This is a genomic window from Burkholderia sp. GbtcB21 (assembly GCF_019091065.1).
Taxonomy (GTDB): Bacteria; Pseudomonadota; Gammaproteobacteria; order Burkholderiales; family Burkholderiaceae; genus Burkholderia; species Burkholderia pyrrocinia_C.
Genome location: NZ_JAGXKA010000001.1, coordinates 722,421 through 747,378, shown reverse-complemented (window position 1 = coordinate 747,378; position 24,958 = coordinate 722,421). Strand labels below are relative to the sequence as shown.

Below are 24,958 nucleotides of genomic sequence, written 5' to 3'. Positions count from 1 at the left end.
GATCAGTTATAGGACATCGTGAACGTGAGGATCGCATTCGCGCTCCCGGAGCTGATCGTCTGGCTCGTGCGGTAATACGCGGCTTTCATGGGTAATGCGTACGAGCCGCCGGTCGGCGCGACATTGATCGGATAGGGCGAGTCGAACCGGAGTGCCGCGCCGTTCTCGTCCATCAGCTTGAGTGCGAACCCGCGCGCGGTGGAATCGTCGCTCAGCGCAACGACGCCGGCCGCCGCGTCGAGCACGCCGTTGGGCGCCTTGAACTGATAGGTGATCTTCGAGATGCCGGCCGGACAGTTGTTGGCCGCCACCTTGAAACTGACCGGGTTGGATGTTGCGCCGACGCTCTTCATGTCGGCCGCCCGCACGGTGCCCATGTCGACGGTCACGTCCGGGGTTTTGCACGATAGCGCGGCGAAATTGAGGCTGCCTATCGCCTGGACGGTCAAATACGCGTTGCCGCGCAGTTCGAACGAGGCGGTGGGCAGGTCGGTCGCCTCGATGGTTCCACCCGATACGGGGCCCGTCGCAACGAATACGTATGTAAATGTAGTACCCGCAGCCATACCCCAGACTGAACCTGCCTTCACTGTGATGCTGGATTGATAGGGAAATGGATCTGTGCTGCTCCCGTAAAGGAACTTGACACCGACGCCGGGCAGGTTGGTCGGATAAACCTTGTCTGAGGTCGGCGGAAGATGGGGTGTTGAAGAAAGTTTTCGGTCGAGAACCATCGTGCCCGCTGTGGAGCAGGACGCGAAGTCCAATCGCTCGGCAAGTGTCATTACCATCTTCCCCAGTTCAGTCCCGACGGCAACGTCGCGCGGAACGTTGATCGTGCCCGACAGCGGCACCATTCCGTAAACGGGCGTTTGGGAAATGACATTGCATTCGGCATGCGCGCCGAACGCCGCGAGCAGCAGCAGGCACGGCGCGAGCATCCGCATTGCGCGGCTGCGGGTTTGCCGATTCCGGTTCGGGGTCCATCGCAAGTTCAGCATCTTCATGGGTGTTCTTTCCGTTTGTCTGGTTGGTCGGCGCACGGCCTTCGAATGGGTCAGTGGGCCGCGACGGTCGCGTCGGGCACGCAGGCGCCCTTGATCGTCTGAAAGCCGGTCGATTTCCGTTCGCTCTTCGCGACCGGCAATTCGTATGTGAGACGACAGGCGGAGAGACTGTCGTCGCCCCATTTCACCGTCAGTGAGCCGTTGTCGTCGATCCCGCGCACGAAGATCCGGCTCGCCTGACCGACGACGCCGACCTGCTTGCCCGTCGCGTCGTAGACGCTTGCACCGAACGGCAGCGGCTTGCCGTCCGCGCGGCGTGCGCGGATCAGCATCGAACGCCCGGTTTCGGTCGCAAACCGGAGGAGCGGCACGGCGCCCGCGCGCGGCGCAACCTGCTGGCTCGTTTCCTTCAACTCGACGTCCATCGAAATACCCTTCGGATCGATCTCGACCGTGTTGAGGTTGTACGGCGTCAGGTACGGCACGATCGCGTAGCCGCGGCTGTCGATCCGCGCGCCCGATGCGTTCGAGATGCGTGCGCCGGCGGCGCCGGGTGCCTCGACGATCGCGAACGTTTCCGACAGCGGCTGCGACAGCGTGACGCCGCCCGGATGCGCGACCACCGCACCGCGAATGCCGATCGAGCCCTGCTGGTAGTCGGTGCTGGCGCCGACGCTCGCATTCAGTTCCGCGAAGCGCGCGCGATACGCGACGTTTGCGCCACCGTTGGTCGACGTGCTGCCCGAGCCGGAGGCGTGATCGACGTTCAAGCCGTACGACAGGGCGTTGTCTTCGCCGAGCGAGCCGGACAGCGCGGACTGGACCCGGCTGCGGCCGAGCGAGTCATGCGTGATGTTGGTCGACAGCATCATGGGGCGCGTGCGGCCGAGCGGGATCGTCACGCCGGCGTAGTAGAGCGTGCTCATGTTGCCGCCGGCGCTGCGCTGGCGCGTCGCGCTCAGGTTGTACGAGATGTTCCTGAACGTGTTGTTGTAGCCGACCGAGTAGTTGACGTCGGAGCCGGGGCGATTCCAGTAGGTCGACGCGGACGCCGTGACACTGAGCTGCCCGCCCTTTTCCCCGAGCCGCTGGCTGAGCGTCAGCGACGCGCGATTGCGCTGGCGCCAGACGTCGTCGAGCCGGCCGCCGTCCCGCACGGTGTCGCGCGCGAGCATCGCGTCGTTCAGGTTGAAATAGCCGCTCGTCGAGTATCGGTACGCGGCAAGCGCGACGTCGGTGCCGGTCGCGAGGATCGATTTCGAGTAGCTCACGCGCAGGCTCGAACCGTGGAAGCGCTTGACGCCGGGAATCGACGTGGCGGCGTGCGTGAAGTCAGCGCCAAATGCACCGATCGACGTATTGAGCGCCGCGCCGACCATCGCCGCGGCGTAGCCGGCCGCGACGGTCACGCCGCCATAGCCGGTCACCAGGTTGGTCAGGCCGCGCTGGTACGTAGCTTGCGCGAACAGCGGGTTGCTCGTGCCCTGCTGGTTGCGCAATGCGCCAGCGGTAAAGCTGTAGCGGCCGATGCCGGGCCGCAACGATAGCGGGACCGCCGCATACGGCACTGCGAACGTATGCACGGAGCCGTCGGCTTCCGTAACGGATACGTTCAGGTCGCCGCCATAGCCGGTCGGATACAGGTCGTTGATCTCGAATGCGCCGGGCGCAACCGTCGTCTCGTAAATCGTCACGCCGTTCTGGCGAATCGTCACCTGCGCATTGCTGTTCGCGACGCCGCGAACCGTGGGTGCATAGCCGCGCAGGGAATCGGGCAGCATCCGGTCGTCGGATGCCAGTTGCACGCCGCGGAACTGCGCCGAGTCGAAGAGTTCGCCGGACGTATAGCTTTCGCCGACGACGAGCTGCGACGACAGCGACGGCAGGTCGCGCTGCAGGTAGGTGGCGATATCCTGGTACTGGCTGCCTCCGGGCGACGACCACGTATAGGAGCCGTTGTGGCGGAAGTGCCAATTGCCGATGTTCACGCCGCCGTTCAGGCCGAGATAGCCCTGCATCTGACTTGCGCTGCCTTGATGCTTCGAACCGTAGAGATTGAGGCTGTAGCCGAGCATGCCCATCGGCACGCCTGCATCCCACTGATCGGGATCGACGTAGCCGCGCGGGGTGCTGGTGAGCGATGCCTGCGGAATGCTCAGCGTGAGCGTCTGCTCGGCGAAATCGAACGACGCGCTCGCGTCGTGCACGACCTGACCGATGCGCCGGCATTCGCCATCGACGGCGAGTTCGGCGACGAGGTCGGGCGGCAGCTTGCGAAAGTCGATGCCGATGCGTTTCAGCAGCCGCGCGTCGAAGCAGGGCTGAGCGTCTGGTGTACCTTCGGCTGTCTTGAACGGCACGTCGTAGCGTCCGACCCAGTTCGATCCGGCGTGGATGTCGACGCTATAGACGCCCGGCGGCGTGACGTTGCCGCGCCCGTATCGCGTCACGTCCACTTTCTGGCCCGGGCGGCTGCTCAGGAATCCGGGATCGAATTCGACCTGGGCGAAATCGACGTGCGCGACCTGCGCCTGCGCGGCCCGCGCGGGGGCCGCGACGTCGGCGTGACCGGCGTCGGACCATGCCGCGAGGCTGGACAGGATCAACAGGTAGATTGCTTTGGGACGCGGGTTGTTCGCCGCGTCACGGTGCGCATGTCGAATCGAGGTCATTCCCCGTGCACTCCTGGTGTTGTTTGCATTGCCACGGCGCGCATTTCGGCCCCGCCCGGCGTCGAAGCGGTGGGGTGCACGGATCCGGCGGCGGGAACGGCCGGCGTGGAGTTGGGATCGGAAATGGGCTGGCGCCTTGCCAACCCGTCAGCTCGCTCGAGCTGGAAATCCGGAACCGGGCCCGGCGGCGGGAGACGCCGACGGCGGGCCGAATTGGTGTGATCGCCTGTGGATCAGGGTTTTGAAGAAACAGGTTGCTCGTTGTCGACTGTCGCACCCCAGTCGTCGATGCTGCCGAACTCGACGGTGGCGTTCGCGGCCGGGAGCGCGGCGAGGCCGTTGACCGGGAACTGCTGCTGGCCGCCAGGGAGGATGTAGCCCATCCCTGCGTCATATTTTTGGCCTACCGACTTCAGCGCGACGTTGCCGAGGTTGACGACGTACGGCGTGGGGTTCGTCGCCTGCAGCGCATAGCGATTGCCTTCGGCGGGGACGATGCGCCATTCGAGCTGCTTGCGGGCGGTGTTCGCGCTGCCGGGCAAGCCGGACGGGCGGAACATCACCTTGATGCGCGAGCGGAACGCGATCTGGATGTGATTGCGATCGTCGCCGGCCGATGCCTTCGGCGGAATTTCAAGCACGTTGAGCCAGAACAGCGATTCCTTGTCGGCCGGCAGCGGCTCCTTGGTGTAGATCAGGCGCAACGTCTGGCCTTTGCCCGATTCCATTCGGAACATGGCGGGCGTCAACGTAAACGGGGCCTCGATGTCGTCGGGCGATGCATTCTGTTCGCCGTTGTCGATCCATGCCTGCACCAGTGCGGGCGCCTTTCCTTCGTTCGTGAGCTTGATCGTGACTTCGCGCTCGGTGGAAGGAAACACGACACGCGTGCCCGAGATCACGATGCCCGCGTATGCGTGCGATGTCATCAGGGCGGAAAACAGTGCGAGGATTGGAAGCGACTTGAAGATTTTCATGGCGGCTCGATGATTGGATTCATGTTTTCGCAAATGGATGTGCGGCGAGAGGCCGTAGCCTTCCACGGGAAGGCTACGGATTCGCGCATGACTTACTGGTAAGTCAGCGAGTACTGCACCTTCGAATTGGCGGAGCCTGCGGCGGCTTTGCCGGTTGCGTAGTACTCGGCGAAGTAGTTCAGCTTCGCGCTGCCATCGGCTGCAATATCGATGACCTGGGAGCCTTGGCTGCCCATCGCGCCGAGATGGATCGGCGTCAATGCGTCGTTCAGCACGTTGATCTGAACGTTCTGCGCCGCCGGCTGTTCTTCCGTGCCGGCGTCGAGCTTGAGACGGCCGGATGCCTGGTCGACGTTCGAGCCCGACTCGAACACGGCGCTGACCTTCGTCGGATTGCCGGCGCCCGTCGCGCACCCTTGCAACGACAGCGTGAACGGCGTACGGCCTGCCGTCGAACCCGGTGCTTCGAGTGTGTTGGCGCCGACGTGCGGAAGCGCGACAGCCACATTGCCGCCGTTGTCGACCTTGCAGGTCGATGCCATGACATTGCCGGTGAAGGTGATCGTGCCGTCGGATGCGTGTGCCGCCGAAGCAGCCGCGAGGCCGGCCGACACGACGAGGAGGGAGAGCAGTTTGCTGTTGGTCGCGATCTTCATTGATTTTTTTCCGAGAGGAAAGGAGGTTTGAAATAATGAAATGGAAATGCGGTTCAGATGAATTGCATTCCGGAAATCATTATCTCGATTTATAAGAAGGTTGTTTATTGGACGAGTACTAGATTATTTAATTGCCGAATAGGACTCGTACTAATTCAAATTAAGACGAGTATTGGGGCCGGTACGGGAATATCATGGGACTGGTTCGATATCGCGCAACCGATCGCAGCCAGGGAGCGGTCGATGTCGTGCCCCGCGGGAATGCGGACCTACGGGCCGCCTCGGCGCGCTGCCATAAATTCTTAACGATCGGCGTGAACAATGGCGTTCGCTTCAGGCAGCCGGAAGCGTCGCCCGGGTTGCACACGTGTGCAACGCCCGGCTGTCCCGCCACCACGCCGAACGAGAGAGACCTCATGACCTTGCTGAGCCGCCTGCGCGCGCTGTCCGCCGCCCTTGCGCTGTCCTTCGCCGCCACGCACGCCGTTGCCGCGGACCTCGTCATCGCAGGCCGCGACGACATCTACGGCAAGGGGCTGGCCGACGCCGTCGCCGGCTTCAACAAACTGCACCCGGGAACCGAGATCGAGCTGCTCAAGCTGCCGAACGCGAACCTGTACCAGAAGCTCAAGCTGTCGATGCGCGAAGGCACCGGCGCGTACGACCTCGTGATGATGGACGACACGTGGGCGCCCGAATTCATCGGCAACGGCTGGCTGAAGCCGCTGCCGGCGTCGCTCGCGGACGCCGATCTCGTGCCGTCCGCCGTCGCGCTCGGCCGCAATGCAGCCGGCGCGCTGTATGCGCTGCCGATCGTCGGCAACGTCGAGATGTTCGCGTACCGCAAGGACCTGCTCGCGAAATACAAGCTGCACCCGCCGCGCAACTGGGACGACGTGCTGAAGATCGCGCAGACCGTCGGCGGCGCGGACAAGAGCGTGTCGGGCGTCGTGTTTCGCGGCACGAAGGGCAACCCGGTCGTGACGGGCTTCCTGCCGATCCTGTGGGCGTACGGCGGCGACGTGTTCGACCATGCCGGCAACGTGACGATCGATTCGCGCGAGGCGCAGGCCGCGCTGAAGACGTTCCTCGCGCTGAAGGCGTCCGCGCCGAAGGACGTCGACGTGTACGGCGCGGCGGAAGTGCGCGATGCGCTGCAGCGCGGCACGGCCGCGCAGTCGATCGAGGTGTGGCCCGCTTGGGTGCCGGCGCTCGACGATCCGAAGCAGTCGCGCGTGGTCGGGCAGATCGCGCTGCAGCCGCCGCCCGGGCAGACCGCCGGCCCGGCACCGATGCTCGGCATCTGGCAGATGGGCATTCCGAAGGACGCGCCGCATACGAAGCTCGCGCAGGACTTCCTGGCTTACCTGAGCTCGCGCGACACGCAGACGCGCCTCGCCGGCATCGGCATTCCGCCGACCCGCCGCAGCGTGTTCGCCGATCCGGCGCTGGTGCGCCAGTACCGCTGGTATCCCGATCAACTGAAGGCGCTCGAGGCCGGCCGTGCGCGACCGCGCGTGAAGGACTGGCAGCAGGTGGAAAGCCTTCTCGGCGACCAGCTCCAGCTCGCGCTGACCGGGCAGGTCGCGCCCGATGCAGCGCTGCGCCAGGCGCAGCAGAAGATCGCACAGGCGATGGCCGCGGCCGGCAAGTGACGGCCCGCCTCGATACGCCGCCCGGAACCCGCGCATGAAAGCCTTCGGCCGCAGCCTGCCGTTCGTCGCGCTGCTCGGTCCCGCGCTGCTGGTGCTCGCCGCGCTCGCGCTGTATCCGGTCGCGCAGGTGCTGATCGACTCGTTCTGCCGGGTCGACTACGCGGCCGGTCGCCGCGCGTTCGCGGGGCTTGCGAACTATCGCGCGGTGCTCGGCGACGACGCGTTCACGGCCGGTTTCGGCAATACGCTGCGCTTCACGATCGTCGCGTCGCTTGCCGAGGTCGCGCTCGGCTTCGGCCTCGCGCTGCTGTTCGTGCGTGCGTTTCCGGGGCGGCGCATCGCGCTGCCGCTCGCGATCCTGCCGATGATGCTGTCCACGCTCGTGTGTTCGGCGATCTGGCGCAACTGGCTCAACTTCGACGGATTCCTGAACAAGTTGCTCGCGGCGTTCGGCATCGAAGGCGTGCGCTGGCTGTCGGATCCGCATCTCGCGCTGTGGTCGCTCGCGCTCGTCGACGTGTGGCAGTGGACGCCGATGGCGTTCCTGATCGTGCTGGCCGGGCTGCAGTCGATTCCGACCGAACTGTACGAAGCCGCGCGCACCGACGGCGCGAGCGAGTGGCAGTGCCTGCGCGACATCACGCTGCCGCTCGCGGCGCCGCAGATCGGCCTCGCGCTGCTGCTGCGCTCGATCGACACGTTCAAGCTGTTCGACAAGGTCTATGCGCTGACGGGCGGCGGCCCCGGCAACGCGACGCAGACGCTGTCGACCTATATCTACGACACGGGCTTTCGCTTCTTCAACGTCGGTCCGGCGAGTGCCGCGTCGGTGCTGATGCTCGCGGCGTCCGCGCTGCTGGTCTCGGGGTATGTATGGAAGACGGTTCGCAAGCGGCGCGCATGACGGCGCAACCCGCTGGCATCTCACGCGCGCGAGCGGGCGCCGCATTCGGTCGCGCGGTGCCGTGGGCGCTGCGCGTTGCCGCGCTCGCGCTGTTGCTGTTGCCTTGCCTGTGGATGGCCGGCGCGGCCTTCATGCCGACGCTCGAACGGCTCGATCATCCGTTGCGGATCTGGCCGGCCGCGCCGACCTTCGAGCATTTCGCGTCGGTGTGGTCCAACGGCATCGGCGCGCCGCTCTTCAATTCGCTGCTGGTCGGATTCGGCACGACGCTGCTCGCGCTGGCGCTCGCGTTTCCGGCTGCGTATGCGCTCGTGCGACTGAGGTTTCCGGCGCGGCTCGACCTGCTGTTCCTGGTGCTCGTGCTGGCGTTGAAACTGATGCCGCCGATCACGATCGCGGTGCCGCTGTTCGCGCTCGCGAAGCGGCTGCACCTGCTCGATTCGACGCTCGGCCTGATGCTTGCGTATCAGATCTACGCGTTGCCGATGGCAATCTGGATGCTGCTCGCGTTCGTGCGCGACGTGCCGGTCGAATACGAGGAAGCGGCATGCATCGACGGCGCGGGGCTGGCCCGACGGCTCGTGCAGATCGTGCTGCCGCTGTGCGCGCCTGGGCTGATCGCGACCGCGATCTTCGTGTTCATTGCCGCATGGAACGAGTTCCTGATCGCGCTGCTGTTCGTGTCGACGCCGAGCCGCTTCACGCTGCCGCTCGCGATCGCCGGTTATGTGACGGAGAACGGCATCGACTGGGGCGACCTGATGAGCGCGGGGCTGATGGCGTCGCTGCCCACGCTGGCCGTGGCCGGTTATGTGCAGCGCTACCTGTTGCGCGGATTCGCGGGCGGGTTGAAGTGACGCGCGGCAACGCCGCGCCCGATTTCACCGTGTCATGCGCAGCTATGCCGCACCACCAGCGTGACCGGCACGACGCGCGTGCGCGACGGGCCGTCGAACGTCTGCATTCGGTCGGCAAGCAAGTCGACCGCTGCATGCGCGAGGCTGCGCGTGTCCTGCCGGAGCGTCGTCAGCCGATAGGCGTCGTATTCGGCGGCCGGGATGTCGTCGAAGCCGATCACGCGCAGGTCGTCCGGCACGCGCAACCCGAATTCGCTGCGCGCGGCGTCGATCACGCCGAGTGCGAGCAGGTCGGACGAACAGAACACGCCGTCGGGCCGCTCGCCGGACGCGAACAGTTGCCGCGCGGCGTCGATCCCGCATGCATGCATGTCGGACGGCGTGTCGAGCACGCGCGTGAGCGTCGCGTCGAATGCGTCACCGTGCTCGATCGCATGCTCGAACGCCGCGGCGCGCGACTGCGCGCTGTAGCTTGCGCCGCGCGGCCCGACGAACGCGAGCCGGCGCGCGCCGGCCCGCACGAGCCGCTGCGCCGCATGAGCGGCGCCCGCCGCGTTGTCGCTGACGACGACATCCGCGCCCGGCAGGTTCGCGTCGCGGTTGATCATGACGACGGGGATCCGGTGTTCGAGATACTGCTGCGCCACCGACAGCGGCGGCGACGCGGACGTCATCACGAGGCCCGCGATCCGGTAGCTGAGCAGTTGCTCGAGCGATTGCCGCACCTGGCGCGGATCTTCCGCGTTGGTCACGAGCGGCGTGAGTGCGCGCTGCCCGAGCGCGGCCATCAGGTCCGTCAGCAGCCGCGCGCGAAACGGATTCTCGAAGCCGGCCGTTACGACGCCGATCATGCTGCTGCGCTGCGTGATCATGTCGCGCGCGATCAGGTTGACCTGGTAGCCGAGCGCACGCGCGGCGACCATCACGCGTTCGCGCGTTTGCGGCGCGATGCTTGCCGTCGGCGAGAACGCGCGCGATACCGCAGAGCGCGATACGCCGGCGCGCGCCGCGACATCCGACGCCGTTACCCACGGTTTTCTTTCCTTGTCATTCATTGAGTCATGATCCGTTCGAGCCACGATACGTGCACGCCGCCCGCCGACTGGATGTCGGTGCTCGACGATGCGCGGCTGCTGCATACGATGACCCTACCGGGCAGCCATGACACCTGTGCGTATACCGTCGACGATCGGCTCGTGCGCACGCAGCGCGCGCCGCTCGACGCGCAGCTCGCGCACGGCGTGCGGCTGCTCGATATCCGCTGCCGGCACGTGCGCGATGGGTTCGACATTCATCACGGCGGCGTCGCGCTCGGCATGACGTTCGACGACGTGCTGGCAACCTGTACGCGCTTTCTCGATGCGCATCCGCGCGAATGCATCGTGATGTCGGTGAAGGACGAATGGCCGGCGCACGCGTGCACGCGCGGCTTCGATGCGACGTTCGACGCGCATCGCGCGCGGCATCCGCGGCTGCGCTGGCATGCCGGCGGCACGCTGCCCGCGCTCGGCGGCGTGCGCGGCGCGGTCGTGCTGCTGCGGCGCTTTCGCAGCGGCAGGCCGCTCGGTATCGACCTGACCGCGTGGCCCGACAACGCGACGTTCACGATCGATCATCCCGACGGTGCGTTCGTGATCCAGGACGAATACCGCGTGCCGGTGGCCGCGTCGATCGGCTGGAAGTGGCGCGCGATCGATACGTTGCTCACGCACTTGCCGACGCCGGAAAGCGGGCGCTGGGCGATCAATTTCTGCAGCGGGACTGGGATGGGCGCGAATCCGTCGACGGTCGCGCACGGCGACGGCCGGGTGCAGGGCATTCATGCGCGGTTGGCCGAACGATTGCGCGAGCAGCGCGGCCGGTGCGGCGCGATGCTGCTTGATTTCTGCGATGACGACGATTGGGCGCTGGTGCGCGCGCTGATCGATTGCAACGACCATGCGCCAGGTTTTCATGACGAATCCCTACGGGGGCAACGATCGGATTGCCGTTGCGGATCGCCGGCCGGGTGCCGGTGCGATTGCACGGTTACGACGATCAGCGCGCGTTGCCGATCGTGATGCAGAAATGGAGCCGGTCGGTCGTTTCGGGGTACTCGTCGCGCCACGCCTGTGCGTCGGACACCATCGTGCTGCGACAGAACGCGGCGGCATCTTCAAGCGGCAAGTCTTCAAGACTCACTGTGCCCTGCGGCGCGCTGCCGTGTCCGACTCGTCCGTCGGCAGTCAGAACCCAGCCTTCCCACCCGTAGATCGGAATGCGATGACGCTCGCAATAATCGATGCATTCGAGCGCGGCGTCGAGCGGAAGCACGATCTCGCGACGGGAAATCGATTGCGCGGCGAGTGCGGCAGGAATCTTCCCGAGTTGCGACATGGCGGGCGGTAGGGGGCGGTGTGGCGCGGGATCGGCCGGCTACCGCGTCGCGATCGCCACCGCCGCACCGGCCATCGCGGTCGCGCTCGTGCGGTTCGCGATCCGTTTCGCGCGCGCCGAAGTGAGAAAAGCCCGCGCACGCACCGCGAGCAGCGACCAGAAACAGTCGGCGAGGATCAGCACCGCGAGCATCGTGCCGACGAGTTCGGCCCATGCGAGAACGCCCACGTGCGTCAGATCGACGATGGTCGGCAGCAGCGCGAGATAGAACAGCATGATCTTCGGATTGCCGAGCGTGACCAGCATGCCCGCGACGAACATGCGCCACGGCGACTGGCCGCGCGGCAGGTCGTCCGTGCCCGTCCCGGTCGGCGCGGTCCACATCTTCCACGCAAGGAACAGCAGGTACGCGACGCCGAGCAGTTTCAGCACGATCAGGCCCGTCTCGAACGTGCGTGCGAACGCGGACAGCCCGGCGACTGCGAGCGTGAGCCACAGCGCTTCGCCGAGCCACATCGCCGCGAGGAACGGCAGCACGTCTCGCACGCCGTTCGTCAGCACGCGCGCGACGAGCGCGGCAACGCTCGGGCCGGGCGTGCCGGCGGTGACGAGCAGGGCGAAGGCGAAGACGGCAAGCGCGGACAACGTCATGACGGACCTCGTGGGTGGGGCGTTCGAAACGTATGAAGTTTCGATTATAGTGACGGCCGTTCCAGACTGCCTGCCTGAATTGCCGTCATGACTGCATCGATCCTGATCCGTCCCGCCACGCGGGAAGACGCGGCCGCGATGGCCGCCGTGGAGGTCGCCGCCGCGCAGCGGTTTCGCGAGATCGGCATGGCCGGCATCGCCGATGGCGAGCCGACCGATGCGGCCGACGTGCTTGCGCGTATCGACGACAGCCGCGCGCTTGTCGCGGTCGATGCGCAGGGCGCGTGCGTCGGGTTTGCGTTCTACCGGCTGCTCGATGCGCAGCGGCTGTATCTGGAGGAACTGGATGTCGCGCCGTCGCATGCCGGACAGCGGATCGGCGCGCGCCTGATCGAAGCGATCAACGCGCGCGCGGCGGCGGGCGGGATCGCGCAGGTCGTGCTGTCGACGTTCCGCGATGCACCGTGGAACGCGCCGTACTACGCGCGCCTCGGTTTCCGGATCATCGACGACGCATCGCTCGACGACACGCTGCGCGCGGTCCGCGCGCATCACGTCGCGCGCGGGCTCGACGAGACACAGCGCGTGTTCATGCGCGCGGACGTGCGCGCCTGAACACGTGCTGCCCGGCCGTCAGGCCGCGTCGCTCAGCGCCGGGTAGTCGGTGTAGCCCGTTTCGCCTTCCGCGTAGAACGTCTCCGGCACCGGCTGGTTCAGCGGCGCGCCGAGTTCGAGGCGGCGCGGCAGGTCGGGATTCGCGATGAACAGCTTGCCCCATGCGATCGCGTCGGCGCTTCCGCTCGCGAGTGCGGCCTGCGCGGTGTCGAGCGTGAACTGCTCGTTCGCGATCAGCGGGCCGCCGAACGCTTCCTTCAGGTGCGGGCTCAAGTGGTCGCCCGAATACGATTCGCGCGTGAAGATGAACGCGATCTTGCGGCGGCCCAGCTCGCGCGCGACATAGCCGAACGTTGCCGCCGGATCGGAATCGCCCATCGTGTGCGCGTCGCCGCGCGGCGCGAGGTGCACGCCGACACGGCCGGCGCCCCACACGTCGATCGCCGCGTCGACCACTTCGAGCAGCAGGCGCGCGCGGTTCTCGATCGGGCCGCCGTAGGCATCGGTGCGGCGATTGGTGCTGTCCTGCAGGAACTGGTCGAGCAGGTAGCCGTTCGCGCCGTGGATCTCGACGCCGTCGAAGCCGGCCGCCTTAGCGTTTTCGGCACCCTTACGGTATGCGGCGACGATGCCCGGAATTTCGTCGAGTTCGAGCGCGCGCGGCGTCACGTACGGACGCTGCGGACGCACGAGGCTCACGTGGCCGCCCGCGGCGATCGCGCTCGGCGCGACCGGCAGGTCGCCGTTCAGGAATACAGGATCGGAGATCCGGCCGACGTGCCAGAGTTGCAGCACGATGCGCCCGCCGGCCGCGTGCACGGCCTGCGTCACTTGCTTCCAGCCTTCGACCTGCTCGTCGGACCAGATGCCGGGCGTGTCCGCGTAACCGACGCCCTGCGGCGTGACCGAGGTCGCCTCGGTAATGATCAGGCCGGCCGATGCGCGCTCGGCGTAATAGCGGGCCATCAATGCGTTCGGCACGCGCGTCGCGCCCGCCCGGGAGCGGGTGAGCGGCGCCATCACGATGCGGTTCGGCAGGGTCAGTTCGCCGAGGGTAACGGGATCGAACAGCGTGGGCATGACAGATAACCTCTTCACGAAAGGCGGGCACGCCATCGCGTCATGCGCAACGCGGGCCCGCGTGGCCGATACGGCCGGTTGGCTAGAGATCGCGGCGCAAAGCGTCGTGAAATGCGTCGATGACGGCCTCGTTGCGCCGGAAGAACGCCCACTGGCCGATCCGCGTCGACGTCACGAGCCCCGCGCGCTGCAGCGTCGCGAGGTGCGCGGAAACGGTCGACTGCGACAGCCCGCAGCGCGCGTCGATCTGCCCCGCGCAGACGCCGTGGTCGTACGGCAGCGTCTGCGCCGGAAAATGCTCGCCCGGCGTTTTCAGCCAGTTGAGGATTTCGCGGCGCACGGGGTTGGACAGCGCTTTCAGGATCGCGTCGATGTCGATTTCGGTCGGCATGGATGGAGCGGTTGTTTCGGTCGGGCAGACGGGTATCGTCGATGGGCGAATCATATATCGGAATTTGACGATATGTTTGAAAGCCCTGCTGGCTATGGGGGCGATAGCTGTCGATCGAGGCGATTCGCTATCGCCGCGCGAGGTTGACCGGCACATGCCATGGGGCCAGAGCCAACCATCGATCACGATGCGCCGGGTGGTCGGGCGCTGCACGCACGATCGCCGCACGTGCTCCTTCTCCGGTTGGGGGCGCAATCAATTCCGGCTTTGCGTTGTGTCGCGCGGACCGCGGGTAATGCAATCAGATGTCACGTGTACGGGGAATGACGACTGCCTGGCCGTGCAATCCGCCATCCGTATCGAGAAGTTGCCACAGGGTTGCTTCCTCGATCATGAAGCGCTGGCCGGATTTCGTGATGCGAACCCCTTTGTATCCGGTCTCGTAACCGAGCCGCTGTACGCGTGCGAGGAATTGCTGCCGTTCCTCGCGATTCGGCGCTTCGGCAGAGAGCCGGGACGGAAGCCGGGTGATTTCATCCCAGCCATATCCGAATCGGCGCTGCGCGGCCTTGTTGGCATAGATAAAAAGCGGATCGGGGTCGGTGTTGTGTGCAAGCACTGCGAACGGGGCGCTCTCATAGAGCCACTCGGTTGCGTCATTCTCGGGAACGGTGGCGGGCACGAGCGGGCGACCGAGCAGTCGAGCATGGCTGTCGGCAAGCAACTGATAGAAGGCTGGATTGCGAAAGAGCGGAGTCATCTGTCACATCACACCCGGAAATATCGGAAGCCGTTACGATACAGCAGCTTCGTTCGACGCTGGGGCTGTCACCGATTCTCCCGGATAGTTCGAAAACGCCCGGATGAAGATCCTGCTCAAGTTTTCCGCTTCACTGGATCGACCTGCCCGAAGTCATGCAAGGCGCAACCCGCACATGCCCCCGCATGTCCTGCACGACCGCTTCCGCAGCCTGGACGCCGGAGAAAATTGCCGTGGGTACGCCATACCCCGGGAACGTCGTTTGTCCTCCGAGATAGAGGCCGCGCAGCCCGGTCCGATGCGGAAAGAACTTGTCGGGCGTGGTGCCCGGCGCAATGCCGTAGAGCGCTCCTTCGTATAGGTGCCGTCCGTGCGCGAAATCCTGCGGATCCGATACGCGGACGTCTTCCAGGCAAAGGCCGGGGAGATGGGCCTGTATCGCGTCGAGATAGTCGCCGACCACGGCCTGCGTCATCGCGCTCGTCCAATTCGATGCAGAGTCGACTCCCGTTGCCGGCGCATACAGTTCCAATACTGCCTTGCCGTTTGGCGCAAGCCCTGGCAGCACCTGTGACGGACACGTGTAGGCGAGCCAGCGAGGAACCCCGGGCGTCGATACATGCATGGCCGCCTGTTGTGGCATCGGGGGAACATGATTGGTAATGAAGGCGCGTGGCAGCACGGCTCCGGAGCAACCGATCTGGATTGAAATCGCGCGATGCGAGAGCGGTGCCGCTCGAGCCTTGTGCGCTAGCCGCCGAGGGAGGGCGTGCGCGGGCAACAGGTGGCGGACCACTTCGAAACCTGAACACGTCGCCACGACGCAATCGGTCGAGATGCGCTCGCCGTCTGCAAGAACGATGCCCCGGGCGGCCCCGTTCTCCACGAGGACTTCGCGTACATGGGCACCGAACCTGATCGGCACCGACCGTCTGGACAGTTCGCGCGCCATCACGGAGCTGATGGCGCCCATGCCTGCGCGAGGCAAATGGAATCCCTCCTCCAGCATGGCCAGCAAGCCGATGATCTGCGTTGCCGGAAGGCGATCGGGCGGTTGCCCGGTGTAGAGCAGTGTCGATGCAACCGCCGCCTGCAGGTCCGCATCGGCGAAGTGCGACGTGATCAGGTGGCTGACATGCCCGTTCATGCGGGGCAGGTAACGCCACAGTTTGCTTAACGTCCGTAGAAGCGAAGGCTCCTGCGGCAGAACTTCGTCAACCAGCGCGCGGTAGACAGGGCCCCATTGCTGTTGGAGCCTGCCAAGGCCGTCACGCAGTTGCCGTGTCCGCGTATCCTCCCTGTCGCCTTCCACATACGACGTGCCGGCACTGGATAGATGAACGGCCGTTCCATTCTCCAGATGCGTAACGTGAGGCCGTTCAATGGCCACCATCGGAACCTCGCGATCGAAGTCGAGACCAAGGCGCCGGAACGACGCACGAATGAGCGAGGGCACCGCGACATACATCGCGCCGTTATTGAATGTGAACCCATTGGCCGTCGTGGTGGAACAGCAGCCGCCGGCCTCGTTCGAGGCCTCCAGTACGACGACGGGTCTGTCATTGCGTGCCAGCGTCAGCGCGGCAGCCAGGCCGGCCAGGCCTGCGCCGATCACGACGACGGGTTCCTTGCCATTGCTCGTCATACGATCCTTCATGATTTGCACGATGAGCAATATTGCGTATCGTGCATAAATGGTGAAGTTGCGGCAAGTCTCGACCGCATCGAACGCCAGCGAACAGAACTTGCCGCCACAGGGCAGCGATCGACGCGTAGCTCGCCGCGTCGAGAGGGCGGTCAGGGATGCAACGGTTCGCCTTCGGTCGGGAACGTATGCCGGGCGTTCCAACCACCATCGTTCCGAGTCAGCCGGACCGAGTTGAGGCCCAGCGGATCAGGCGCAACCCCCCGCATGTGCGACCACAGTTCAACCCAGGCGGGCTCACAGGTAACGGTCACTACATAAGGATCGTCCGGCCCGTTGGGGAACCAGGTGCGCAGTGATTCTTTCCAGATGCGTTGCTTCAGCGCAGTCTCCGCGGAGACTGTCGGGACGGTCCCGATCGTGACGTATCCTCGGTCAGCCATGCTGAGGAAGGACAGACTGATCGTCTTCCCCTGGCGAATCTCCAGCGCTTTGCGCGTTCTCGAGTCGGTCATGAAACGAATCGTGAGGTCCTTCCCGATCTCCAGAACCTCGACGACTCTGGAGTTGATCTGACCGGACGCGTCGTTAGAAGAGACAAAACAGAAGGCGCAATTGCTGGCGATTTCAGTTGCTTGTTGAAAGAGTTCGCTTGCATTCATGATGATGTGCGGCAGCGTTTCAGGAAGCCCCGGAAACCGGGGAAACCCGGTGGAAAAAGGTCAGGTGGCGCATGTTCGTGCACCTCGATCTCGATACGTCGTCAGTTCTCGAAGTCGCTTTCACGATAGCGATCTACCGGACGACAGTATTCCGATGCCAGCCTCCATGGAGGTAAGGTACGTTGCGACGTGCAGGCCTGCGCCAAGAGCGAACACTGAAACCAAGCCGAGCGACACCCCATAGGCGAAGAAATGCACTACATGCAAATGTATACGACGTGCATTATTGTGGCAACATGCATTCGAGGTGCCGGCCTGATTTTCCGTGCGCGCTGCAATCCGGGAGCCAATCACGTCGCCTTCTTGATTCACCGAGCTGCGCACGTAGCTTGTGGAGCGTTTTCGGGTCGTCGCTTGACGTGCCGCGAGTTCCGACGGCTGCCGCCCGGTAATGGCTGCGCCGGCATCGGTGTGGTGATCGACGGTGTGCGTTCGCAGTGGCGGCCGCATACTTGAAGCACACGTGCTTCAGTACGGACGTCTGCACCTCGATATGCGAACCGTTCGCTGACCTCTTTGGCTATGCTGTGAAACGGTCTGCGCGTCGCGCGCGGGCCTTTCTTGTTTGAGGGGATCTTTCATGCCTGTTCGGGCCGTCATATTCGACTTCGATCTGACGTTGGCGGATTCGTCCGCCGCGATCATCGAATGCACGGAGTACGCGTTGCACCAGCTTGGCGCCGCCGGCGCGACGCCTGCGCAGATCGGCTTCGTGATCGGGCTGCCGCTGCGCGAAATGTTCCGTTCGTTGACAGGCGAAACCGACCCCGCGCGGGCCGACGCGTTCGAGCGGCACTTCGTGGCGCGCGCCGACGAGATCATGGTGCACGGCACGCGCATCTATCCCGAAGTCCCGCCGCTGCTCGCGCGTCTGCGCGAGCAGGGTCTCGCGGTCGCGATCGTTTCGTCGAAGTTTCGTTACCGGATCGACGCAATCCTCGCGTTGAACGGACTGCAGTCGCTGGTCGACGTGCTGATCGGCGGAGAAGACGTGCAGTGTCACAAGCCGGATCCGGAAGGGCTCGAGCTGGCGCTGGCGCGGCTTGGCTTGCCGGCCGCTGCGGCGATCTACGTGGGCGACCATGCGGTGGACGCGCAGGCGGCCGAGCGCGCCGGCTTGCCGTTTGTCGGCGCGGTGAGCGGGATGACGTCGTTCGACGCATGGGCGCGCGCGGGCAAGCAGGCGGTGACCGCGCATATCGGCGAACTGGCCGCGATCGTGCGGCGGATGCAGCGTGCTTAGGGTGAAGCGCGAGTCGACGCCGAACATGGTGCAAAACCGGCCGACTGAGCCGCTTTCCGCAACGGGTCGGCAGCGCGCGACGGATTCTGCGACCATCGCCGTTAAAGTCATATCCGCATCCAGGTCCGTCGCCATGTCACTCATTTCCGTCGCCTTTGCAAGAATCCGGCTCTCGCGCGTGCTGCCGGCCGCCCGAACCCTGTCGTGCGCAATTACGCTCGCGGCAGCCGGTGCCGCAATCGGTGTGCTGGGCGGCGCGCGTCCGGCCGATGCCGCCACGCAGCGCGAACGTCTCGAGGCCCCGGTCAAGGCCGTCGCCGACCAGCGCGTGGCCGTCGCTACGCCGCAGGGCAGCGCAGTGTTGCCCGTCTACGCCGATCATCCGCTCGACACGGTCGCGCCCGATGTCACGCGCGTGTTCATCGTGATTCACGGCACGCTGCGAAATGCCGACGCGTACTATGCGTCGGGGCTCAAGGTCGTCGAGAAGGCCGGCGCGGCCGGGCAGGGCACGATGGTCGTCGCCCCGCAGTTCCTGACGCGCGCCGATACGCGCGCGTTCTCGCTGCCCGCGCAGACGCTGGCCTGGACCCAGGAAGGATGGAAGGGCGGCGAACCGGCGCGCCAGCCGGGCCCGGTCAGTTCGTTCGCCGCACTCGATGCATTGCTCGCGCATTTCGCCGATCGCAGCCTGTACCCCGCGCTGTCGACCGTGGTCGTGATCGGTCATTCGGCCGGCGCGCAATTGTTGCAGCGCTACGCGGTGGCCGGGCACGAAGGCGATGCGCTGGTGCAGGCCGGCATCGCCGTGCGCTATGTGGTCGCGAACCCGTCGAGCTACCTGTATTTCGACGACGAACGGCCGGACGCGCAAGCAATCGCGGGCGGTGCCTGCCCGCGTGCGACGGAATGGAAATACGGGCTGAAGTCGGCGCCGCCTTACGTCGCGTCGCAGGACGTGCGCGATCTCGAAACGCGCTACGTCGCGCGCCATGTCGTGTACCTGCTCGGGCAGGCCGACACGAACCCGTACACGCATTTCATCGACCGTTCGTGCGCGGCGATGGCGCAAGGGCCGTACCGGCTCGCGCGCGGGCTCGCGTATTTCGCCTACCTGAAGAAGCGGCATCCGGACGATCTCGCGCAGCAGGTCGTCGAAGTGCCGGGCGTCGGGCACGACAATCTCGGCATGTTCACGTCCGCCTGCGGGCTGGCCGTGCTGTTCGGCCAGGCGTTGCCGCAATCGTGTCCGGTCGTCGCCGGAACCGCGCCGGCCGCGCCCACCTGATCGCGCCGATGCAACCGGCGCGCGCTGCGACGCCGCACGTCATGCCGTTTTTTCAGTGACCGGCGGCGCGTCCGGATCGAATACCGTCAATCCTTCCGTCGGGTCCATCGGCAGGTTCCACGGGCGTGCTGCGATGGCCCGTTTCGCGGCGTCGTAGCCGGCCTGCCGGCGGGCCGCGATGCCGGCCGGCGTGAAATCGATGTCCTTCAACTGATTGTCGCCGTCGAGCCGCGGCGCCGCGAGCTTGATCAGGTGCATCGTGGTTTCGCATCCCCATGCGGCCAGCCGGTGCACGGCCGGCGACGCGCGTTCGGCTTCCGGCACGTGCCGGACCAGCTCGCGGATCACGTGGCGCAGCCGGTGGATCTGCTGCTGGCGCGCGATGTGGCTGTCGGTGCGGCTCGCGTACTGGATGTCCTTCTGCCGTTCCGACACCTGCCAGATGCTCTCGGGCTCGGGGCCGGCCGGATTCCACATCTGTACCGAGAAGATGATCGAACTCCGGCGCGGATTGTCGTCGAGCACGACCTCGACCGGCGTATTCGAATACACGCCGCCATCCCAGTACGGCTCGCCGTCGATCCGTATCGCCGGGAACGCGGGCGGCAGCGCGCCCGAGCTCATGATGTGGTCGATGCCCAGGTGCGTGTCGCGCGAATCGAAATAACGCATCGTGCCCGTGCACGCATTGACCGCGCTGACGGTCAGGCGCGGGTGGCCCGCGTTCAACAGGCCGGGATCGATCAGCGACGCGAGCGTGTCGCGCAGCGGCGCGATCCGGTAGTACGACGCGCGATCGACGCCGAGGCGGACCATCGGGCCGAGCCACGACGCCGGATTGGGCTGGAAGAAGCCCGTGATGCCGCCGCCGATGATCATCAGTTCGGCCAGCATCTTGTCCCAGCCGGGCAGCAGCGCGGGCACGTCGAAGCGGGTCCGTTCGGTCACGCGCTGCCAGAACGCCAGCATCTTCTCGTAGCGCCGCTCCGGCGGATTCCCGGCAATCAGCGCCGCGTTGATCGCGCCGATCGACGTGCCGACCACCCAGTCGGGCCGGATGCCGGCTTCGTCCATCGCCTGGAACACGCCGAGCTGGTACGCACCCAGTGCGCCGCCGCCCTGGAGCACGAGCACGACTTGCCCGGGGAGATCCATTCGTGTCGGCTGGCTCGCGGTCATGACTTGCCTCGCTGCGTGTGACGGTGGGTCGGATCCGAACAGTTCGATTCAGTGTAGGCGATCGGCGGCAGGGGATCGACCGATGCGCATCGGCAGGCATGCGCCGCGGTGCGGCGGGCGTCACGCGTCCGGGTACGGTGTGCCGTCCTTGTGCAGGAACCGGCCATCGCGGCTCGGGCTCATCATGTCGATGTCGGGGCAGGTGATCACGTCGTCCGGCGAGCGCGAGCCAACCTCGAGATAGACGGCGACCGCGTCCGACCGGTTGACGAGGTGATGGCCGTTGCCGGAGCCTTTCGGAAACGCCGCGCAGTCGCCCGCGTGCAGCACGGTCTCGCCGCCGTCCTCGATCATCACGAGTTCGCCTTCGAGCACGTACACGAATTCGTCTTCGTCGGAATGCCAGTGGCGCTGGCTCGACCAGCCGCCCGGCGGCACGCGCATCAGGTTGACGCCGAAATCGCGCAGCCCGCCGGCGTCGCCGAGGCGCTGGCGGATGCGTTGCGCGCACGGCGCGTCGAACGGCCGCGGATAGCCGCTGCCGCGGCGTTCGGGCACGGTACTGAGGTCGATCCTGGGCATGGGCGGCTCCGTCTGCCACGCGGGCGAATGGGACGGTGACCATTGTAGGCGGCCGCCGCCCGCCGTTCGTCCGCGCGTTTCGTGGCGGGCCGCTTCATTCGACGGTGATCGTCTCCTTCATGTACGGATGAATCCCGCAGAACACCTTGTAGACGCCCGGCTTGTCGAAGCGGAACGAGTACGTCTCGTCCTGGTCGAGCGCCTTCGAATGAAAGATGCCGGCGTCGTTGACGACGGTGTGCGGCTCCCCGTCGAGGTTCTTCCACGTGATCGTCGTGCCGGCCTTGATCGTGGTCGACATCGGCGAAAACATGAAGTTTCGGATCGTGACCAGCGGGCCGTCCGGGCCCTGCGCGAACGCGGCGAGCGGCGTGCCGGCGGCCGCACACAGGATCAGCGCCGCGATGATTTTTGGTTGCTTGAAGCGGGTCATGTCGGTCTCCTTAGGTCTATCAGGCCAGCGTCGCGTCGTGCAGCGCCGACGCAGCCGGGTGGCCGGCGAACTCCACCGTCGTCACGCCGAGCATCTTCGGCAACTGGTCGCGCGGCACCGTGAGCGGCACGGGGCCCGGGCCGTTGCCGGCCGTCGGCTGCGGGAAAGCGGTCGAGCGCGCGGTGTGGAAGGTGATGTTGCCCTCGACCTTCGACACGATCTGGTGGATGTGCCCGTTCAGCACGGTGACCGAGCCGAAGCGGCGCAGCATCGCCATCGTCTGCGGTGCGTCGCCGGTGCCCCAGCCCCACGGCTCGTAGATGGTCCACATCGGCATGTGCGAGAACACGACGATCGGCGTGCTCGACGAGCGGCCCTTCAGATCCTGCGCGAGCCACGCGAGCTGGTCGTCGCCGAAGCTGCCGAGCCCGTTCGGCTTGAAATGCATCACGTTGACGAGGCCGATGAAGTGCACGCCCGCGTGATCGAAGCTGTAATAGCCGCGGTTGTCCGACGCTTTGCCGAAGCGGCTGAAATATTCGGCGCCCGAACCGTCGGTGACGTCGTGCTCGCCGGGCACCGTATGCAGTTCCGACACGCGCAGCGCGGACAGCAGTTGCGACGCGCGGTCGAATTCCTCCGGCTTGGACAGGTGCGTGATGTCGCCGGTATGGATGGTCAGTGCGGGCATCGCCGGCATCCCGTTGACGAGTTCGATCGTCTGCCGCAGCGTGGCCGACACGTCGGGGTTGGCATCCTTGTTGAAGCCGATGTGCGTGTCGCTGATCTGCACGAACAGCGGCCGGCCCGCGTCGGCCGGGCGCGCGTCGCCGGTTTGCGCGAGCGCGAGGTCGAACGGCGTCAGGATGCCGCCCGACAGCGTAAACAGCGTGCCGAGGCCGCCGAAGGCCATGCACTGCAGGGCCTTGCGGCGCGACGGGCGGGTGGGATTCGATGAAGACATGGGAGCCTCGCAATCGTATGACGAAACGGGACGGCCGGGTCGTCCTGGAATAAACCGGCGCCTTCGTGTGCCATACCGGTGCGGCGACGGTTTTATTCCCGAGATGTGCGAATTCGGGCACCGGTGCCGGCGGACGCGCAAGGCGGCCGTCGGGATGCCGAACGATGACTTGTTAATGTCCTGTAATCGATACGTCACATTTGCGTCATGGCCGCCCGATAGCCTGCGACACCGAGTCACCTATCCGGAGCCCCTTCATGCCGAATCTCGCGGCAACGGAAACCAGCGGCGCGGTCAGCCACCGCACGCGCACCCTCAGCTTCGCGCTGTTTTTCCCGATCATTGCCTGCGGCATCACCTGGCCGTGGTCTGGTCGGGCCTCTGGAACCTGTTCGGCGTGCTCGTGTCGAGCGGCGCCGTCGCATTCGGCATCGTGCAGCTGCTGCCCGTCGAGCTGATCCTGCAGGTCGGCAGCGGCGCCGGCCGACGCAACGCCCGGCCCGCGGCCGGTCCCATCGAATTTCAATCCGACACAAGACGCTACCGATGGATATCAGGTTCTTCGATCCGAATCGCACCGCGAACGCCTCGGCGTGGCGCGTGCTCCCCAACCGCTGGGATGCCATTGCGTTTCCGCTGATCATCTGCCTGTTGGCGATGGCGATCGTCGGTTTCCATCAAACGATGGCGCCGATCGGCGTGCTGCAGACGCAGAAGATCTCGCTCGATCCGTCGAACCTGCCCGAATACGCGCTGCGCACCACACTGCGGATGCTGGCCGCGATGGTCGCGTCGCTCGTGTTCACGCTCGTCTACGGCACGCTCGCCGCGAAAAGCCGCCGTGCGGGCATGGTGCTGATCCCGATCCTCGACATCCTGCAGTCGGTGCCGGTGCTCGGCTATATCTCGTTCACGGTCACGTTCTTCCTCGCGCTGTTTCCGGGCCGCGTGCTCGGCGCGGAACTCGCGGCGATCTTCGCGATCTTCACGAGCCAGGCATGGAACATGACGTTCAGCTTCTACCAGTCGCTGCGCACGGTGCCGCGAGACCTGAGCGAAGTGTCGCGCGGCTTTCACCTGACGCCGTGGCAGCGCTTCTGGAAGCTCGAGGTGCCGTTCTCGATGCCGGGCCTGATCTGGAACATGATGATGTCGATGTCGGGCGGCTGGTTCTTCGTCGTCGCGTCGGAGGCGATCACCGTCGGCAACCAGACGATCACGCTGCCGGGGATCGGCGCGTATCTCGCGCAGGCGATCTCGGCCAAGAATATAGGCGCGGTCGGCTGGGTGATCGTCGCGATGTCGGTCGTGATCCTGGCTTATGACCAGCTCCTGTTCCGCCCGCTCGTCGCGTGGGCCGACAAATTCCGGATGGAGAACACCGCGTCCGGCGATGCGCCGCAATCGTGGCTGCTCGACATGATGCGCCGCACGCACCTGATTCATCAGTTGCTGGTGCCGGCCGGCTGGCTGCTGTCGCAGGCCGCGCGGATTCCGCTGCGCGTGCCGTCGCTGAAGGGAGCGCGCTCGCGCGGCGCGTCGGCACGCCGCTCGTCGCGCATCGGCGACATCGTGTGGGGCGTGTTCGTGATCGTGCTGACGGTGTACGTCGTGTGGCGCGTCGTCAGCTTCGTCGCGACCGGCGTGACGATGGGCGAAGTCGGGCACGTGCTCATGCTCGGGCTCATCACGCTGCTGCGCGTGATGGTGCTGATCGCGATCGCGTCGGTGATCTGGGTGCCGCTCGGCGTGCTGATCGGGCTGCGCCCCGCGCTGGCCGAGAAGATCCAGCCGCTCGCGCAGTTCCTCGCCGCGTTCCCGGCGAACCTGCTGTTCCCGGTGTTCGTGATCGTGATCGTCCGCTTCCACCTGAATGCGGACATCTGGCTGTCGCCGCTGATCGTGCTCGGCACGCAGTGGTACATCCTGTTCAACGTGATTGCCGGCGCGATGTCCTATCCGAACGACTACAAGGAAGCGACGAAGAATTTCCGCATCCGCGGCTGGCAGTGGTGGCGGCAGGCGGTCCTGCCCGGCATCTTCCCGTACTACGTGACCGGCGCGATCACCGCATCGGGCGGCGCGTGGAACGCGAGCATCGTGTCCGAGTTCGTGCAGTGGGGCGACACGAAGGTCGTCGCGCACGGCCTCGGCGCGTACATCGCGCAGATGACTGCCGCCGGCGATTTCCCGAAGATCATCCTCGGCATCGCCGTGATGTCCCTGTTCGTTACCTTGTTCAACCGTCTGTTGTGGCGTCCGATGTACGCCTATGCGGAATCCCGGCTCCGTCTCGATTGA

25 protein-coding genes are annotated in these 24,958 nt (G+C 65.8%); 8 read left to right on the top strand and 17 right to left on the bottom strand.

Annotated features, from left to right (window positions below):
* Positions 1-2 precede the first annotated feature (2 nt).
* The 4 genes from KVT39_RS03275 to KVT39_RS03260 all read right to left on the bottom strand — a co-directional run bounded on the left by KVT39_RS03275 (position 3) and on the right by KVT39_RS03260 (position 5,312).
* Positions 3-1,007: a fimbrial protein gene (locus KVT39_RS03275; RefSeq protein WP_131946519.1), complete on the bottom strand. Its 1,005-nt coding sequence runs from the start codon at positions 1,005-1,007 to the stop codon at positions 3-5.
* Positions 1,008-1,057: 50 nt separating this feature from the next.
* Positions 1,058-3,679 (bottom strand): fimbria/pilus outer membrane usher protein, encoded by a 2,622-nt coding sequence (locus KVT39_RS03270; RefSeq protein WP_217587769.1) that lies wholly within the window; start codon positions 3,677-3,679, stop codon positions 1,058-1,060.
* A gap of 233 nt (positions 3,680-3,912) precedes the next feature.
* Positions 3,913-4,656 carry a molecular chaperone gene (locus KVT39_RS03265; RefSeq protein WP_217587767.1) on the bottom strand — a complete coding sequence of 248 codons (744 nt, stop codon included), beginning with the start codon at positions 4,654-4,656 and terminating at the stop codon, positions 3,913-3,915.
* A gap of 92 nt (positions 4,657-4,748) precedes the next feature.
* The gene (locus KVT39_RS03260) at positions 4,749-5,312 is read right to left on the bottom strand and encodes a fimbrial protein (protein WP_131946522.1); all 564 of its coding nucleotides are present in this window, start codon (positions 5,310-5,312) and stop codon (positions 4,749-4,751) included.
* Between the two features lie 416 nt (positions 5,313-5,728).
* Here KVT39_RS03260 and KVT39_RS03255 point away from each other — a divergent pair, with 416 nt between their 5' ends.
* From KVT39_RS03255 to KVT39_RS03245, 3 genes are read left to right on the top strand one after another with little or no spacing between them, the layout of a single operon-like run.
* Positions 5,729-6,967, top strand: coding sequence for an ABC transporter substrate-binding protein (locus KVT39_RS03255; RefSeq protein ID WP_217587765.1), 1,239 nt, complete (start codon positions 5,729-5,731; stop codon positions 6,965-6,967).
* A 34-nt stretch (positions 6,968-7,001) separates the two neighbouring features.
* Complete coding sequence (locus KVT39_RS03250) at positions 7,002-7,871, top strand: carbohydrate ABC transporter permease (RefSeq protein ID WP_131946524.1); 870 nt, start codon at positions 7,002-7,004, stop codon at positions 7,869-7,871.
* On the top strand, positions 7,868-8,728 hold the full coding sequence (locus KVT39_RS03245) for a carbohydrate ABC transporter permease (RefSeq protein WP_175747443.1): 861 nt from the start codon (positions 7,868-7,870) through the stop codon (positions 8,726-8,728). Before KVT39_RS03250 ends, KVT39_RS03245 begins: the two co-directional genes overlap by 4 nt.
* Before the next feature lie 32 nt (positions 8,729-8,760).
* Here KVT39_RS03245 and KVT39_RS03240 read toward each other — a convergent pair whose 3' ends face one another.
* A complete protein-coding gene (locus KVT39_RS03240; RefSeq protein ID WP_131946526.1) occupies positions 8,761-9,783 on the bottom strand; it encodes a LacI family DNA-binding transcriptional regulator in 1,023 nt (340 codons plus the stop codon).
* A gap of 6 nt (positions 9,784-9,789) precedes the next feature.
* Between KVT39_RS03240 and KVT39_RS03235 the strand changes: the two genes are divergently transcribed.
* Entirely contained in the window at positions 9,790-10,788 is a 999-nt protein-coding gene (locus KVT39_RS03235; RefSeq protein WP_243712241.1) for a phosphatidylinositol-specific phospholipase C, read from the top strand.
* Here KVT39_RS03235 and KVT39_RS03230 read toward each other — a convergent pair.
* Together KVT39_RS03230 and KVT39_RS03225 are read right to left on the bottom strand one after the other, a co-directional pair.
* Positions 10,766-11,104 (bottom strand): hypothetical protein, encoded by a 339-nt coding sequence (locus KVT39_RS03230; protein ID WP_175747448.1) that lies wholly within the window; start codon positions 11,102-11,104, stop codon positions 10,766-10,768. The two genes, KVT39_RS03235 and KVT39_RS03230, sit on opposite strands and share 23 nt — an antisense overlap.
* Before the next feature lie 39 nt (positions 11,105-11,143).
* Positions 11,144-11,755 (bottom strand): LysE family translocator, encoded by a 612-nt coding sequence (locus tag KVT39_RS03225; RefSeq protein ID WP_131946528.1) that lies wholly within the window; start codon positions 11,753-11,755, stop codon positions 11,144-11,146.
* An 87-nt stretch (positions 11,756-11,842) separates the two neighbouring features.
* On the opposite strand from KVT39_RS03225, the gene KVT39_RS03220 reads away from it, so the two are divergent.
* Complete coding sequence (locus KVT39_RS03220) at positions 11,843-12,370, top strand: GNAT family N-acetyltransferase (RefSeq protein WP_131946529.1); 528 nt, start codon at positions 11,843-11,845, stop codon at positions 12,368-12,370.
* A gap of 18 nt (positions 12,371-12,388) precedes the next feature.
* On the opposite strand, the gene KVT39_RS03215 is transcribed toward KVT39_RS03220, so the two are convergent.
* From KVT39_RS03215 to KVT39_RS03195, 5 genes are all read right to left on the bottom strand, one after another.
* Positions 12,389-13,450, bottom strand: a complete 1,062-nt coding sequence (locus tag KVT39_RS03215; protein WP_034180437.1) for an alkene reductase — start codon at positions 13,448-13,450, stop codon at positions 12,389-12,391.
* Positions 13,451-13,532: 82 nt separating this feature from the next.
* Positions 13,533-13,841 (bottom strand): helix-turn-helix transcriptional regulator, encoded by a 309-nt coding sequence (locus tag KVT39_RS03210; RefSeq protein ID WP_034180436.1) that lies wholly within the window; start codon positions 13,839-13,841, stop codon positions 13,533-13,535.
* 301 nt (positions 13,842-14,142) lie between these two features.
* Positions 14,143-14,601, bottom strand: coding sequence for an MEKHLA domain-containing protein (locus KVT39_RS03205; protein WP_131946531.1), 459 nt, complete (start codon positions 14,599-14,601; stop codon positions 14,143-14,145).
* Between the two features lie 130 nt (positions 14,602-14,731).
* A complete protein-coding gene (locus KVT39_RS03200; RefSeq protein WP_368858905.1) occupies positions 14,732-16,267 on the bottom strand; it encodes a phytoene desaturase family protein in 1,536 nt (511 codons plus the stop codon).
* Positions 16,268-16,398: 131 nt separating this feature from the next.
* Positions 16,399-16,908: a pyridoxamine 5'-phosphate oxidase family protein gene (locus KVT39_RS03195; protein WP_034180435.1), complete on the bottom strand. Its 510-nt coding sequence runs from the start codon at positions 16,906-16,908 to the stop codon at positions 16,399-16,401.
* A 640-nt stretch (positions 16,909-17,548) separates the two neighbouring features.
* Here KVT39_RS03195 and KVT39_RS03190 point away from each other — a divergent pair.
* Together KVT39_RS03190 and KVT39_RS03185 are read left to right on the top strand one after the other, a co-directional pair.
* Entirely contained in the window at positions 17,549-18,211 is a 663-nt protein-coding gene (locus KVT39_RS03190) for an HAD family hydrolase (RefSeq protein ID WP_034180434.1), read from the top strand.
* 133 nt (positions 18,212-18,344) lie between these two features.
* The gene (locus KVT39_RS03185) at positions 18,345-19,499 is read left to right on the top strand and encodes an alpha/beta fold hydrolase (RefSeq protein WP_034180433.1); all 1,155 of its coding nucleotides are present in this window, start codon (positions 18,345-18,347) and stop codon (positions 19,497-19,499) included.
* A 39-nt stretch (positions 19,500-19,538) separates the two neighbouring features.
* Here the strand turns inward: KVT39_RS03185 and KVT39_RS03180 are convergent, their stop codons facing one another.
* The 5 genes from KVT39_RS03180 to KVT39_RS03160 all read right to left on the bottom strand — a co-directional run bounded on the left by KVT39_RS03180 (position 19,539) and on the right by KVT39_RS03160 (position 23,183).
* The gene (locus KVT39_RS03180; RefSeq protein ID WP_034180432.1) at positions 19,539-20,678 is read right to left on the bottom strand and encodes a patatin-like phospholipase family protein; all 1,140 of its coding nucleotides are present in this window, start codon (positions 20,676-20,678) and stop codon (positions 19,539-19,541) included.
* A gap of 120 nt (positions 20,679-20,798) precedes the next feature.
* The gene (locus KVT39_RS03175; RefSeq protein WP_217587764.1) at positions 20,799-21,260 is read right to left on the bottom strand and encodes a cupin domain-containing protein; all 462 of its coding nucleotides are present in this window, start codon (positions 21,258-21,260) and stop codon (positions 20,799-20,801) included.
* A 94-nt stretch (positions 21,261-21,354) separates the two neighbouring features.
* The gene (locus KVT39_RS03170) at positions 21,355-21,693 is read right to left on the bottom strand and encodes a cupredoxin family copper-binding protein (protein WP_105392659.1); all 339 of its coding nucleotides are present in this window, start codon (positions 21,691-21,693) and stop codon (positions 21,355-21,357) included.
* Positions 21,694-21,712: 19 nt separating this feature from the next.
* Positions 21,713-22,657 carry a metallophosphoesterase gene (locus KVT39_RS03165; protein WP_034180429.1) on the bottom strand — a complete coding sequence of 315 codons (945 nt, stop codon included), beginning with the start codon at positions 22,655-22,657 and terminating at the stop codon, positions 21,713-21,715.
* Between the two features lie 205 nt (positions 22,658-22,862).
* Complete coding sequence (locus KVT39_RS03160; protein ID WP_217587758.1) at positions 22,863-23,183, bottom strand: hypothetical protein; 321 nt, start codon at positions 23,181-23,183, stop codon at positions 22,863-22,865.
* A gap of 20 nt (positions 23,184-23,203) precedes the next feature.
* On the opposite strand from KVT39_RS03160, the gene KVT39_RS03155 reads away from it, so the two are divergent.
* Positions 23,204-24,958, top strand: coding sequence for an ABC transporter permease subunit (locus KVT39_RS03155; protein WP_217587757.1), 1,755 nt, complete (start codon positions 23,204-23,206; stop codon positions 24,956-24,958).

Coding starts and splice junctions, on each gene's coding strand:
- KVT39_RS03275 (WP_131946519.1), bottom strand. CDS start 1,007: ATGAAGATGCTGAACTTGCGATGGACCCCGAACCGGAATCGGCAAACC.
- KVT39_RS03270 (WP_217587769.1), bottom strand. CDS start 3,679: ATGACCTCGATTCGACATGCGCACCGTGACGCGGCGAACAACCCGCGT.
- KVT39_RS03265 (WP_217587767.1), bottom strand. CDS start 4,656: ATGAAAATCTTCAAGTCGCTTCCAATCCTCGCACTGTTTTCCGCCCTG.
- KVT39_RS03260 (WP_131946522.1), bottom strand. CDS start 5,312: ATGAAGATCGCGACCAACAGCAAACTGCTCTCCCTCCTCGTCGTGTCG.
- KVT39_RS03255 (WP_217587765.1), top strand. CDS start 5,729: ATGACCTTGCTGAGCCGCCTGCGCGCGCTGTCCGCCGCCCTTGCGCTG.
- KVT39_RS03250 (WP_131946524.1), top strand. CDS start 7,002: ATGAAAGCCTTCGGCCGCAGCCTGCCGTTCGTCGCGCTGCTCGGTCCC.
- KVT39_RS03245 (WP_175747443.1), top strand. CDS start 7,868: ATGACGGCGCAACCCGCTGGCATCTCACGCGCGCGAGCGGGCGCCGCA.
- KVT39_RS03240 (WP_131946526.1), bottom strand. CDS start 9,783: ATGAATGACAAGGAAAGAAAACCGTGGGTAACGGCGTCGGATGTCGCG.
- KVT39_RS03235 (WP_243712241.1), top strand. CDS start 9,790: ATGATCCGTTCGAGCCACGATACGTGCACGCCGCCCGCCGACTGGATG.
- KVT39_RS03230 (WP_175747448.1), bottom strand. CDS start 11,104: ATGTCGCAACTCGGGAAGATTCCTGCCGCACTCGCCGCGCAATCGATT.
- KVT39_RS03225 (WP_131946528.1), bottom strand. CDS start 11,755: ATGACGTTGTCCGCGCTTGCCGTCTTCGCCTTCGCCCTGCTCGTCACC.
- KVT39_RS03220 (WP_131946529.1), top strand. CDS start 11,843: ATGACTGCATCGATCCTGATCCGTCCCGCCACGCGGGAAGACGCGGCC.
- KVT39_RS03215 (WP_034180437.1), bottom strand. CDS start 13,450: ATGCCCACGCTGTTCGATCCCGTTACCCTCGGCGAACTGACCCTGCCG.
- KVT39_RS03210 (WP_034180436.1), bottom strand. CDS start 13,841: ATGCCGACCGAAATCGACATCGACGCGATCCTGAAAGCGCTGTCCAAC.
- KVT39_RS03205 (WP_131946531.1), bottom strand. CDS start 14,601: ATGACTCCGCTCTTTCGCAATCCAGCCTTCTATCAGTTGCTTGCCGAC.
- KVT39_RS03195 (WP_034180435.1), bottom strand. CDS start 16,908: ATGAATGCAAGCGAACTCTTTCAACAAGCAACTGAAATCGCCAGCAAT.
- KVT39_RS03190 (WP_034180434.1), top strand. CDS start 17,549: ATGCCTGTTCGGGCCGTCATATTCGACTTCGATCTGACGTTGGCGGAT.
- KVT39_RS03185 (WP_034180433.1), top strand. CDS start 18,345: ATGTCACTCATTTCCGTCGCCTTTGCAAGAATCCGGCTCTCGCGCGTG.
- KVT39_RS03180 (WP_034180432.1), bottom strand. CDS start 20,678: ATGACCGCGAGCCAGCCGACACGAATGGATCTCCCCGGGCAAGTCGTG.
- KVT39_RS03175 (WP_217587764.1), bottom strand. CDS start 21,260: ATGCCCAGGATCGACCTCAGTACCGTGCCCGAACGCCGCGGCAGCGGC.
- KVT39_RS03170 (WP_105392659.1), bottom strand. CDS start 21,693: ATGACCCGCTTCAAGCAACCAAAAATCATCGCGGCGCTGATCCTGTGT.
- KVT39_RS03165 (WP_034180429.1), bottom strand. CDS start 22,657: ATGTCTTCATCGAATCCCACCCGCCCGTCGCGCCGCAAGGCCCTGCAG.
- KVT39_RS03155 (WP_217587757.1), top strand. CDS start 23,204: ATGGATATCAGGTTCTTCGATCCGAATCGCACCGCGAACGCCTCGGCG.